The 11,943-nt window shown below is 40.9% G+C and carries 9 protein-coding genes and 1 riboswitch; of the genes, 2 read left to right on the top strand and 7 right to left on the bottom strand.

Annotated features, from left to right (window positions below):
* Nucleotides 1-81: 81 nt before the first annotated feature.
* From prfC to yhdJ, 3 genes are read right to left on the bottom strand one after another with little or no spacing between them, the layout of a single operon-like run.
* The gene (gene prfC / locus LW728_RS06710; RefSeq protein WP_130757878.1) at nt 82-1,716 is read right to left on the bottom strand and encodes a peptide chain release factor 3; all 1,635 of its coding nucleotides are present in this window, start codon (nt 1,714-1,716) and stop codon (nt 82-84) included.
* A 59-nt stretch (nt 1,717-1,775) separates the two neighbouring features.
* Complete coding sequence (locus LW728_RS06705) at nt 1,776-2,894, bottom strand: restriction endonuclease (RefSeq protein WP_287765853.1); 1,119 nt, start codon at nt 2,892-2,894, stop codon at nt 1,776-1,778.
* Nucleotides 2,875-3,762, bottom strand: coding sequence for an adenine-specific DNA-methyltransferase (gene yhdJ, locus LW728_RS06700; protein ID WP_287667256.1), 888 nt, complete (start codon nt 3,760-3,762; stop codon nt 2,875-2,877). Before yhdJ ends, LW728_RS06705 begins: the two co-directional genes overlap by 20 nt.
* Before the next feature lie 341 nt (nt 3,763-4,103).
* On the opposite strand from yhdJ, the gene LW728_RS06695 reads away from it, so the two are divergent.
* Nucleotides 4,104-4,343 carry a type II toxin-antitoxin system HicB family antitoxin gene (locus LW728_RS06695; RefSeq protein WP_002732327.1) on the top strand — a complete coding sequence of 80 codons (240 nt, stop codon included), beginning with the start codon at nt 4,104-4,106 and terminating at the stop codon, nt 4,341-4,343.
* Nucleotides 4,344-4,359: 16 nt separating this feature from the next.
* Here LW728_RS06695 and LW728_RS06690 read toward each other — a convergent pair whose 3' ends face one another.
* From LW728_RS06690 to LW728_RS06675, 4 genes are all read right to left on the bottom strand, one after another.
* Nucleotides 4,360-5,730, bottom strand: a complete 1,371-nt coding sequence (locus LW728_RS06690; protein ID WP_043997809.1) for a DNA cytosine methyltransferase — start codon at nt 5,728-5,730, stop codon at nt 4,360-4,362.
* Between the two features lie 249 nt (nt 5,731-5,979).
* Nucleotides 5,980-7,986, bottom strand: a complete 2,007-nt coding sequence (locus LW728_RS06685) for an ABC transporter ATP-binding protein (RefSeq protein ID WP_002801666.1) — start codon at nt 7,984-7,986, stop codon at nt 5,980-5,982.
* Nucleotides 7,987-8,040: 54 nt separating this feature from the next.
* On the bottom strand, nt 8,041-9,213 hold the full coding sequence (locus tag LW728_RS06680; protein ID WP_287765851.1) for a glycosyltransferase: 1,173 nt from the start codon (nt 9,211-9,213) through the stop codon (nt 8,041-8,043).
* A gap of 106 nt (nt 9,214-9,319) precedes the next feature.
* Nucleotides 9,320-10,657: an ArsB/NhaD family transporter gene (locus LW728_RS06675; protein ID WP_002801668.1), complete on the bottom strand. Its 1,338-nt coding sequence runs from the start codon at nt 10,655-10,657 to the stop codon at nt 9,320-9,322.
* A 232-nt stretch (nt 10,658-10,889) separates the two neighbouring features.
* Nucleotides 10,890-11,019: riboswitch (cyclic di-AMP (ydaO/yuaA leader) on the bottom strand.
* Nucleotides 11,020-11,207: 188 nt separating this feature from the next.
* Between LW728_RS06675 and LW728_RS06670 the strand changes: the two genes are divergently transcribed.
* On the top strand, nt 11,208-11,786 hold the full coding sequence (locus LW728_RS06670) for a DUF3172 domain-containing protein (protein WP_002801669.1): 579 nt from the start codon (nt 11,208-11,210) through the stop codon (nt 11,784-11,786).
* Nucleotides 11,787-11,943: the final 157 nt, after the last annotated feature.

Here is an 11,943-nt window from a genome sequence, read left to right as displayed (position 1 = left end):
ACCACTTCTACTTTAGAGTAGTTGTCTGGGGGTCGCTATCTTGTCCTGACCAGTTCGGCAATTGTCTTGGGGGATTAATGGTTAGGATTGCGGTTCTACTCCCGATCCTACCGGTGCGATCGAGTTTAATTGCAAAGAGGGATGATCTTCTTTGACTTGCTGTAAATTCCACTCATTTTTGAATAATAAGACGGGACGACCCCAGTAATCTTTGACAGTTAGAGTATTAAAGAGTTTACCTGCTTTTTCTAAAGCGGCCCAACCCCCGGCGACCCAACGGGCTAAACTATAGGCTAGGGGTTCGAGGGTAGTTTCGACTCCGTACTCGCTTAAAAGACGGAATTGCACCACTTCAAACTGTAATTGACCGACGGCGGCTAAAATCGGGTCGCGTTTAAATTCATCGATCGAGGATAATATCTGTACGGCCCCTTCTTCCTGTAATTCCGAGACTCCTTTTTGAAACTGTTTGAACTTGGAAGGGTTAGGATTTCTGAGATAGGCGAATAATTCCGGGGAAAAACAGGGAATCCCTTCGTATTCGAGCTTTTTACCCATATAAATCGTATCACCGATCGCAAAGACCCCGGGGTTATTCAATCCGATCACATCTCCGGGATAAGCTTCTTCAATAACTGCTCGATCTTGGGCAAAAAGTTTCTGAGGACGGGATAAACGGATAGTTTTACCTGTTCTAGCGTGGTTTACTACCATATCCTTCTCGAATTTCCCCGTACATACCCGCACAAAGGCTACCCGGTCCCGATGTTTGGGATCCATGTTTGCTTGCAGTTTGAAGACAAAACCGGTGAAATCGGGATAGGTGGGATCAAGGACACCGAGGGAGGAATTGCGTCCTCTGGGTGGCAATCCATAGTCGAGGAAGGATTCTAGGAATAATTTCACCCCAAAATTGGTCATGGCGCTACCAAAAAAGATCGGGGTCATTTCTCCTGCGTGGACTGCTGGCAAATCCAATTCCGCACCCAATTCCGAGAGTAGTTCTATATCCTCTTTTAACTGGTAATACAGGTCTTTTTCGAGATGATCCTCAATTTTGGGGTCGCCAAGCTCGATCACGGTTTCCTGCGCCTCCTGAGAGCCGTGGGAGCGACGTTCAAACAGGTGTATGGTCTGGGTGGCCCGATCGAAAACTCCCCGAAAGCGATCGCCAATTCCGATCGGCCAATTGACGGGATAGGTTTGTAATCCTAATTCTCGCTCGATTTCGTCCAATAAATCCAGCGGTTCGCGGCCAGGCCGATCCATTTTGTTAACAAAGGTAAAGATAGGCAACTGCCGCAGTTTGCACACTTCAAAGAGTTTTCTCGTTTGGGGTTCCAAACCTTTGGCCGCGTCGATTAACATCACTGCATTATCGGCAGCGGCTAGGGTACGATAGGTATCTTCGCTAAAATCTTGGTGGCCGGGAGTATCGAGGAGATTAATCTGAAAATCACGATAATCGAACTGTAAAACCGTGGAAGTAATCGAAATTCCCCGTTGTTTTTCCATTTCCATCCAGTCGGAGGTGGCCTTGCGTTGGTCGCGTCTTGCTTTGACTGCACCCGCTTGATGGATTGCACCCCCGTATAGTAACAGTTTTTCGGTCAGGGTGGTCTTTCCCGCGTCAGGGTGGGAGATAATGGCAAAATTTCGCCGTTTTTCCAAGACAGCTTCGCTGGTTTCTAGTTCTTTTTCAATTTCGGTCGTCATTCTAAGTTCGATCGCTTTCCTATCTTTCTATTCTAGTTTAAGTGGGGAGTTAGATATCTTTATGGCTCTGATTCTAGGTTAAACTCAATCCGGCTCTGTAAAACCATTTCTGCAATTACCGCTCCTCCTTTACCTTGAGCTAAAACCCGCTCACAACGGTTGATTAATTCGGGAATATTGATCACTTCCTCTACAGATTCTAGATATCTTTCGACAATTGCCCTGATCTTGTATCTTATCTTAGCTTGCTCCGCAACTTTTTCTAAAATTTCCTCGCAAGTCTGCTCAGTTTTAACCACAAAAGTAATGGGATATTTTTGCACTTTATCAATATCTAAAAAATATTTATCAGCAGCTATCGTTTCCGTAACTTGAAAAAATCGACCTAGGGGTTTCATGACAAAATCTATCCCCCCGTCATTGGCATTTGTTCGACCAGTTTTATATAAAAGTAAGTATTCAGAGTTTAAGCGATCAGGCGACCATCCCCAATATATTTTCTGTTCCCCATAATACTCTTTAAGAATTGCATAACTGACAATCTCAAAAACTCTAGCATCAATGTTTGGTCTGAGTAAACTCCGAATAAATTCAATGGCTCTCTGGGGATCTTGCTGTTGAATATCAATCATCTGTTGACAATAGCTGATAAATTGATTAAATGCTTTTTGTCTTGTTTGCACATAGGCATCAATTATATCTATAATCACTGGCGCAATATTAACTTGATTACCGTCTAGAGAAACCTTAATTAGATTCTCATTAATCCAGTATCTATTGGTTTTAACATCTCTAATTATAGGTAGATAAGATAAAGTAGGAAAATACTTTTTAAATTCCTGATTTAATCGATGATTGAGAGCATGATTTTGTAATTTATTGCCAAAAGGAAGCTCCCTTTGCCTGCGAAAAAGTGTCATATACTGAGCGCCTTGATACTCGTCGTATCCATCCTTAAGATGAAACTCATTATTAATATAGTCTTCCACTAAAACATAAATGGCATAATGATTAGCCAATCCTGCTCGGGATTTAGAACCTCGATTAGCGGCTCTAGTTTTAATGTTCAAATATTGCAATAACTCACTAGCATTTAAAATGCTATTTCCCTGATTGGGAAAGTAATTATCGATAATTTTAATAATTATATTGGTGAATTCATGCTTTACTATCGACATCGAAAAGACTCTCCTGTACAAAGTTATATTCTTGTTTATTTTCGCTTTTTCTACTATAGCTTTTTTGAGGAGGGAGTAACTTTTCTCCCTTGTATTCTTGCCATCCGAGAATCCGTCGAAGACCAATTTTTAAATACTCCTCTTGTAATTCTATACTAATAGAAATTCTTCCCAAACGTTTAGCTACAGCTGCAGCTGTAAAAGTTCCTGCAAAGGGATCAAGCACAATTCCACTCTTGTCAGTGCTGGCCAAAATAATTCTTTCTAGCAATGATTCAGGTTTTTGTGAGGGATGATTTTCGTATTCATCCATGCGATATCTTACCCTAGGGAAATACCAGACATTGCCTGGTACTTTCTCTGTATTGTATTGACTCGGAATCGCTTTTCTATAATCAATTAGTTTTCGTTTTGCTCCAGTTTTTGCTTCTATCTTAATATCCTTTGAATTAAAAGTGTAATTATTTTTATCTTTCACACAGTGAAGTATTGGTTCATACATCGAACCAAAGTATTTTGTTGCTTGTACTCCTGAACTATCATAATGCCAGATAATACGACTAAGAATCGTCATTTTTTGTCTTAAGTAAAGATCAAAGTAAGGCATTGCTTGAGTGCTGGCCATAACATATAATGTTCCCTGGGGTTTCAAGATGCGAAGGCAATGATCAAGAATTTGATTTGCCCAATTTATATAATCATTTTCCGATTCCCATTTGTCGTAAAAATCGGCAAAGTGCTTACCTATATTATAGGGAGGATCGAGAAAAATTAGATCTACAGAATTAGAATCAATCTCACTGGATAAAATCGGCAAAGAATCACCATGAAATATAACTTGCTCATCAGCTTCGTATCGTTTAAACATGATCATTTTTTCAATTTAAAGTAGTTAGATTTTTACTAGCTATTAGCGTTCAGCACCTAGAGAATTTTTCAGATATCAGAACATCCACTTTTAGTTCTTTATTTTTCAATTAAGCTGAGGGCTTCAAGATCAATCCTATAAGATTTGTTGGGAAAATTTATATTTGTCAACAAAATTACAAAGTATTGTAAATATTGTTAAACAATGTATCGAATGTCAACTATTGGTCAAATAATTTTGACATAATTGGGGTGGAGGGGTTGACAGGTAAAATTTTTGTGTTTTATCCAGCATTTCTTAAGTGTAACTAGGATAGTTTAAAATCCACAACTGATAGTGTTATGAGTGATAATACCAAACAAATTTATAACTACACCGTTATTCTAGAAAAAGAGTCAGACGGTGGTTATCACGCTTTTTGTCCTGCGCTTAAAGGTTGTCATTCTCAAGGAGACACTTTTGAAGAAACGATTGTCAATATTACAGAAGCTATGGAATTGTACCTCGAAAGTTTGATAGCTGATCATCAACCCATTCCCAAAGAAGATTTGATTTTTAAGCCTTTAAATATTTTAATATGAGTCAGTATCCCGCAGTCTAATAATCGGGACGAATTATTTCTAGTAAATTTCTAGCCACTGCTTCCACTACAGTGATAGGAACAGAATTTCCGAATTGTTTTTTAGCGATAGCTGACTGTGGATGATAGATAAAATTATCGGGGAATCCTTGTAATTTACGCGCATCTTGGGGAGTAATTTCTCGAAACTTTTTGGGTTTATAGATTTTCTTTAAAAACAATTGTTTGTATTCTTGGGGATGAGTAGCGGTAATTGAAATAGTAGCAATATAATCTTTAGCACCCGTAGCGGTTAGGGTAGGAATAATATCGGCCGTCGGTAAAATAATCCGATAAATGCCGTTAATTCCCGTCATATTTTTCGAGTTAATAAATTCATACTTACCTGCGGTCGTTTGCCAACAAATACCGAGAGAAACTAACTGATTTAGTTCCTCGATTTTTAGGTCGGGTATAATTTCCAAAAAAGTAGAAAAAGCCACGGGATGACCATCTTTTTCGCCATACTTTTTACTGCGTCTTAATTTCAGCAAAGCTAAACAGATACTTTTTTGTCGTTCCGTAGTTTTGATAATATCCCAAGAATGAATAGTTGTGTGGCCATTTCTTAAATCAGAAAAAATAAAGAAGTCATTTAATTCATCTTCTTTTTGGAAACGAGTTCTTGATGGGGGAACAAAACCATTAAATAAAGTATCCGCAGATAACTTGACTTTCTTAACTGGTTGAATATTCTTGATGTCTTCTAAAATATCCAAAACCTTCGGATGGATACCCAAAGGTAAAGGAAATTTAAACCGCTCATAGTTATCTATATTTTTTCTAATTCCTACGATAAAAACTCTCTCGCGATTCTGGGGTAAACCAAAATCGTAGGCATTTAATAACTGCCAGTAAACTTGATAACCACAGCTAGTTAATTCATCGATAATTAACTCTAAATTCTCCCGATTGCGAGGACTAGCTAAACCACTGACATTCTCGAAAATAAAGCTTTTGGGTTGACTTTTCTGGACTAATTTAATCACATCAAACCAGAGTTTTCCCCGGGGATCTTCAAATCCCCGTAAACATCCCGCCACCGACCAAGGTTGACAGGGAACGCCGCCGACAATAAGATCGAGATTATCGGGTAAATTGCTGATTTTACTCACATCTCCGAAAGCAATTTCATCGCTGTTGAGATAGCTAATAAAATTCTGTTGATAAACTTGGATGGCCTGTTTATCAATTTCTGAATAACCTAAACAACGTCCTCCCAATTTCTCCAAAGCGATTCTAAACCCACCGATTCCCGCAAATAAATCGACAAAACGATACTGGGGATGGGTGATAACTAGATGTAGGGGTAATTGGGGTTGTGTGCTGACTTTAACTGTGGTTTTCAAGGGTAAATAATTCCTTTTCACCGTCTGGGAAGATGCCTATATGTACTAAATATTTTAGTATAACTTAAGAGTTTTTTTCTAGAGATATCCTCTCCTGCAAATTTCCTGTCTTGAAAGAGGGTGTAGGGTGTGGGGTATAGGGTGTAGGGAAGGACACCTCTTTCATCTCTGGTGGTGAAAATTTTTTCATCGAGACTGACTCCTCACTAACTACGACAATTTTTGATTTTTGCAGCAGCTCTATCGAGTCTAGGAATACTCGTAGTCTTCGATAATGTGGAGAAGTCGCATAGCTGAACTACAGGATTCTTCTAAAATTTCCTGTTTCTCCTGAGAATCATCGATTAAATCTTCAGATACCAGACGCAGAGAACCTAAAAGACTATTAAGACTGCTTCTCGCTTCGTAGGATAAATAAGCTTTTCTTTTTTGCTCATCTTCCCTATTCTTAGAGTCGGCCTCTTTGCTATCACTAAATTGCAGAGCGTGTAAACGGGCATAATGACCGCCTTGAGCTAATAATTCCTCGTGATTGCCGATTTCTGCCACTTTTCCTTTGTCCAGCACCACAATTTGATAGGCTTTTTGAACAGTGGAAAGACGGTGAGCGATCACAAGAGTAGTACGCTCGCGACAGAGTTCATCGATCGCTTCCTGTACTAAACGCTCAGAAATTGTATCCAAAGCACTGGTAGCTTCATCAAGAATGAGAATATCCGGATCTCGCAGTAAGGCACGAGCGATCGCTAATCTTTGTTTTTGTCCTCCCGAAAGTCTCACTCCCCGATCGCCAATTTCCGTATCCAGTCCTTCCGGCAGTTTGGAGATAAACTCGTAGGCATTCGCCCTTTTTGTCGCTGCTACAATTTCTGCATCACTAACATCGGTTAATCCGTAGGCAATATTAAAACGGAGAGAATTATTAAAGAGAAAAGTATCTTGACTGACTATTCCCATGGCTTTTCTCAGAGATTTGACCTCATAATCGCGTAAATCTTGACCGTCAAAAAGAATCCTCCCGGCTGTAGGATCATAAAAGCGTGGTAATAAATCAGCAATTGTCGATTTTCCCGCCCCCGAAGCACCAACAAGAGCGATCATTTTTCCTTTTGGAATCCAAAGATCGATGCCCTTGAGAACTAATTCTTGATGACCGGGATAGGAAAATTGGACGTTATCAAAATGAATACCTGTCTCTAATCTTTGATAGGGAATAGAGCCATTGCTCATAAATGGTTTATTATCTCGAATGAGAAAATCCGCTACCACCTCTACTGCGGAAACATCACCCAATAGACTACTCCTAGCACTGTTAATCTGACCAACTATCGGCAGGGCCCGGAAAAGTACATAGAGATAGGTCAATAAAATCGTCGCTAAAGCTTGCAGTTGTTCATTAAAAAGATAACGACCAGCAATGATAATTAAAGCAATAATAATTACCCCACCGATCTCATTGAGCGGAGCGATTACAGCATTATTAGTCTGGGCATCTAAACCCGCTTTCTCCCGGGCTTCTATATCTTCCACAATAGATTCTAATTCGTATCTTTCATTGCCTACCGCTTTAATTAGACGAATTCCCGTTAATAGTTCCAACAGTTTATTAGTTTGCTGTTTAGCCGTTACGGTGATAATCTCTCCAAACTTTTTTGCTCTCTTGACAAAGTATTGATTAAGCAGACCTAAAAGGCCTCCCAAAACACTAGAAAGAATAGTTAATTGCCAAGAAATTGATAATAAAATAGCCAAGTACATGAAAGCTGTGGCGATAATCTTAATCAGGTTTATGTAATTTCTAATTGATGCTACAGCCCGATTAATCTCCGACATGAAACGATTAAAAATATCTCCTATTTTACTTTTTACATAATAATCTATATCCACTTCTAGCAGCAGAATAACTGAATCAATTCGCATATCTTTTGCCATAATCAAAGACAAGTAAGTTCCTAAAAAATTACTGACAAAATTGGTAATGTGCTTGAGAATTAAAATCAATAATATCGCCGCAAACATCCAGAAAAAACGAGTATCGACCGAGAAAAACTCGAAAACTGAGAGCAGCTTTTTGATAATTTGGGGGGCAGTTTTTAAGATATCATTTTCGGGATTAATAAAAGAAATTAGTAAGGGGATAACTAAAATAGCTCCTACCCCATTAAATATGGTACTGGCAAAGCCGATAACAATACTGGAAACCACTAATATCCAGTGTTTCAGCGTATATTTAAGGAGAATTTGCTTAGGATTCATCGCTATAAGTAATAAAGTAAATAGTCAACGGTCAATTATCCTACTCGCTAGACTCTAATATTTCCCTTCCAGAGAAGTAATTATGCCAGAGAGAGTTGTCGCCATGGCGGTGGTACTGTAGGAGGCGATACAGCGCTCTCTCGCTTTTAGTCCTCGTGCATTAGCCGAGTCGAGATCTTTAAAAACTTCGCTAATCATGACAGCTAGTTGCTCTGGCGATCGAGGTTCGACTAAATAGCCAATATCAGCTAAAATTTCGGGAATATCTGCCACTTTAGTGGAAATAATCGGTTTAGCCATCGCCATACCATCGGTGAGTTTAATTGGAAATTGGGCGTTAGCCGTGGCTTCATCCCTCTGGGGAACGATAATAGCATGAGCAGCGGCCACAACTTCCGGCATTCGCTCGAGCGGTTGAGCAGGTAAATGAATTAACCAAGGTTGACCTTTTTCTAGCAAACTATCCAGATAACCATCCCCGATTTGGCGACCTCCCACCACCACCAATTTAAAATCAGGATCACCAATTTGATCTAAAGCGATTAAGACATCTTCTAAACCTTTGTGGGGTCTAGCTGTACCAGGGAACATTAAGACTTTATAGGCAGATAAACCGTATTTTTGACGACAAGCAACGGGATCGTAGAGATTGGGATCGAAAAGTTGCGTATCCTTGCCATTCGGTAAATAAATCCCCCCATAACGCTTTTGCAAAAATTGATTATTAACCGTCACCGCATCGGCGCGGTTAATTAAATTTTCCAGCCAACGCAGATAGAGAGGGTGATTCGGGTCCCTAAGCGCACCATTTTTTTTGAGGATATCCCTAGCTAATTGTCGAGGATGAGGACGATAGGACCATCGATCGCCACCAAACCAACTCATTTCCCAATCGTCAATATCAAGAATTAGGGGACGTGGGGAAAAAAAACGTTTCAGTAAACCGATGCCGAAACTGGTGGGACGGGGTTTAACCGCATAAATAATCTCTCCGGAGAGGCGATCGAGTAAAGTTTTGATCTGGCCAAAAAACTGGGGATAATTATTGCCTTTGACCGATACCACAGGTAAATTCTGCGGTGGGGTTGGATAGATTTCCCAGCCAAAAATCGGGCCATAGATCGTCACCTGACAGTTTAGCTGTTGCAAGACTTGAGCAATCAAATAGACTCGCGTGCCACCACCACCGGATAAATCTGGTGCTAAAACAGAGATTTTTTTGTTCACGATCGCCGCTCAATCCAGATTATCTAGCACGATAGGAGAATGTTAATCGATGTTAACGTTCTTGTCAATCTTAGGCGAACTTAACATTAATACCCCCAGAGATAGACTAGACAAAGAAAATTAACATATACATTGCCGAGACGACTAACTGAGTAAACATCACTGGTAAACCGTAGCGTAGAAAGGTATGAAAGCTAATTTTGCCCCCGTGTTGTTCGGCGATGCCAGCGGCGACAATATTAGAAGAAGCCCCCACTAAAGTACCATTACCCCCTAGGGTGGCTCCATACATCATCGCATAGAAAAGCGGTAAAACGGACGGGGGAAAAGAACCGGCATAATCGGGAGAAAGAACCTCCGTCCCGACTAAATTAACATTAACCAGGTACTGTTTCAGTAGTGGAACCATGGCCACCACTAGGGGAATATTCGGAACGACACTGGAAACAAGTCCGACAAAAAACAGCAAAACTAGAGAACCTAAAAAGATATTTTGGCCTAAAATTATCGCCAGAAGTCCCGATAAACTATTAACTACGCCAGTTTTTTCTAAGCCGCCAATTAGGACAAAAATTGACATAAAAAATAATAGGGTACTCCAGTCCACATCTCGGAGAATATTATGCACCGTATCGATTTTCGATTGCTGGGCTAAAAGTAGGGCTAAAGCTGCCCCCATCAAAGCAACAGCCGCCGGAGCAAGGGGTACAGGAAAAGATTCACCGACGACGAATAAAAATAAGACCAAAAAGACGATAATTCCCCCCACCGCTAAGACGCGAGGATGATTAATTTTCGGATGGGGTAAGTCTTCTAAATGCTCGAATTTTGTCCGCCAGATCGTGGGAAATAACCAAGGTAACATAACCAGAATGGTAATCACTGCCAAGGCACCACCTAAACTCAAACGCTGTAGGTATTCCATGAAGGTGATATTAATAGAATCACCGACGATATAAGTAGCGGGATCACCAACAATCGTTAATAACCCGGAACTGTTGGCCACGAAAACCATCAGGATTAAGAGCGGCACAAAATCCACGCCTATATCTTGAGCTAAGGGAGGAATTAGCGGGGCTAATAACATCACCGTGGTAGCGTTGGGTAACACCGCACAGATTGGGGTAGTAATGGCGACAATTCCTATTAGTAATAATTTGCCCTGTCCCTTTGCTAAAAGCACCATTTGTGCTGCTAAATAATCAAAAATTTTCGTTGGTTCAAAGGCTCTCACTAACACCATTACCCCAAAAAATAGGGCAAGAGTGGCATAACTGCGACTGATATAACCCACCGCTTCCTGGAGAGTCATGATATGGGTAAAAACTAAGATTAAAGCCCCCAGTAAAGCCGCTACGGTAATATGAAGCCACTCGAACATAATAACAACAATGACTGCAATAAAAGTCATCGCAGCAATCCACATTGGTAAAGATTCCAGCATTTTTGATCCTGTTTTTACTCTTGGTTTCTCAATAGGACTAAAAGTTTGCCCGAAAAATGTACAGCAAACTCATAGAAAATATGGTTATCTACGGAAAATCTTAAAATTGTTGTGATCGGTAATCTGACATGAGAATCTCCATAAACAATGTCTCCTGTAAGTTATGACTATCAAGTAGTACCAGCGACATAACTGAACCGATCAAGACATTACTAGGAATGTAGTGATGTTTCAGTCTTCCCCCCCACGCCGACGAAGTTAGCTGACGGGCTAGGATAGAGAGATATCCTTTTCTAGGCTAAAAAATCTAGAAATACGCCCCAAATGTGGTTCCTCCGCTCCGAATTTGTCTAGCTAATATCTAGCATAGAAACTTGGATTAGGCTGACTTACTCTGTTTAGTGATCCACCATAGCATACTAACCCAAAAAAAACGATATAGCCCTATACCAGACCTATCCTGTCGGTTATCCCCCGGGTTGCTAGGATAGAACAGTGATAAGCTAATAGCTAACGACTGACCGCCATAGCAGCTACAACAGAAATTTCGATGAATAGAAGACCTCGTTATACTCCTCCTCGATCGCGTGATCGTGATTATGAACGCTCCTATGGCGATGACTCCCGCGCTTCGTCCCCCGGAGGCCTATTGGCAAAATTAAACTATGCCATGATCGCCTTGATTGGTGGTATTTTTGTACTAGGAGTGGGTCTCGGTCTGGTATTCAGTTCTACTGCCAATTTTAGCCCCGAAAACGTCGCTTCCCGGGAAGTAATCGATCGCAGCGCCCCCAATGCGGAATTATGCGTGCAATTTGGGGCCAGTGCCATTGTCACCGATTTGCGGGTTTATGTCACCCTTAACCCCTTTAATGTTTTTGTTACCCAACCGGTTATGCAACCCGGTTGCGTTTTGCGACGCAATAACTGGTCAATTTTAGAACAACAAAAATTAGTCGATGGACAGCAGGTACAAAGTTGTAAAAACCGGATGAATACTTTTGGTTATACCGGCCCCTTGGAAGGCAAACCGAAAATCGATTGTATCTTCCAAAATGAAGCCGGTGGTAATCTTTTTGTTAATCCCGCCGGCGCTGTTGGTCCCAGACCAGATACAGATAAATTCTAAACCAGAAAATAAGTAGGTAGGCGTTAAAAATTATCAGACACCCCCCTTATCAAGGGGGGCAGGGGGGATCCCCCCGCCTATCGGCACCCCCCTTATCAAGGGGGGCAGGGGAGATCCCCCCGCCTATCGGCACCCCCCTTATCAAGGGGGGCAGGGG

It is taken from the genome of Microcystis sp. 49638_E5 (assembly GCF_021300285.1).
GTDB classification, from domain to species: domain Bacteria; phylum Cyanobacteriota; class Cyanobacteriia; order Cyanobacteriales; family Microcystaceae; genus Microcystis; species Microcystis aeruginosa_C.
The sequence above is the reverse complement of the archived record's forward strand: the minus strand, read 5'-3'. Positions and strand labels throughout refer to the sequence as shown.

Excerpts from the sequence above, each read along its gene's own strand:
- LW728_RS06670 (WP_002801669.1), top strand. The coding sequence starts at position 11,208 with ATGAATAGAAGACCTCGTTATACTCCTCCTCGATCGCGTGATCGTGAT.
- prfC (WP_130757878.1), bottom strand. The coding sequence starts at position 1,716 with ATGACGACCGAAATTGAAAAAGAACTAGAAACCAGCGAAGCTGTCTTG.
- LW728_RS06695 (WP_002732327.1), top strand. The coding sequence starts at position 4,104 with ATGAGTGATAATACCAAACAAATTTATAACTACACCGTTATTCTAGAA.
- LW728_RS06675 (WP_002801668.1), bottom strand. The coding sequence starts at position 10,657 with ATGCTGGAATCTTTACCAATGTGGATTGCTGCGATGACTTTTATTGCA.
- LW728_RS06685 (WP_002801666.1), bottom strand. The coding sequence starts at position 7,986 with ATGAATCCTAAGCAAATTCTCCTTAAATATACGCTGAAACACTGGATA.
- yhdJ (WP_287667256.1), bottom strand. The coding sequence starts at position 3,762 with ATGTTTAAACGATACGAAGCTGATGAGCAAGTTATATTTCATGGTGAT.
- LW728_RS06705 (WP_287765853.1), bottom strand. The coding sequence starts at position 2,894 with ATGTCGATAGTAAAGCATGAATTCACCAATATAATTATTAAAATTATC.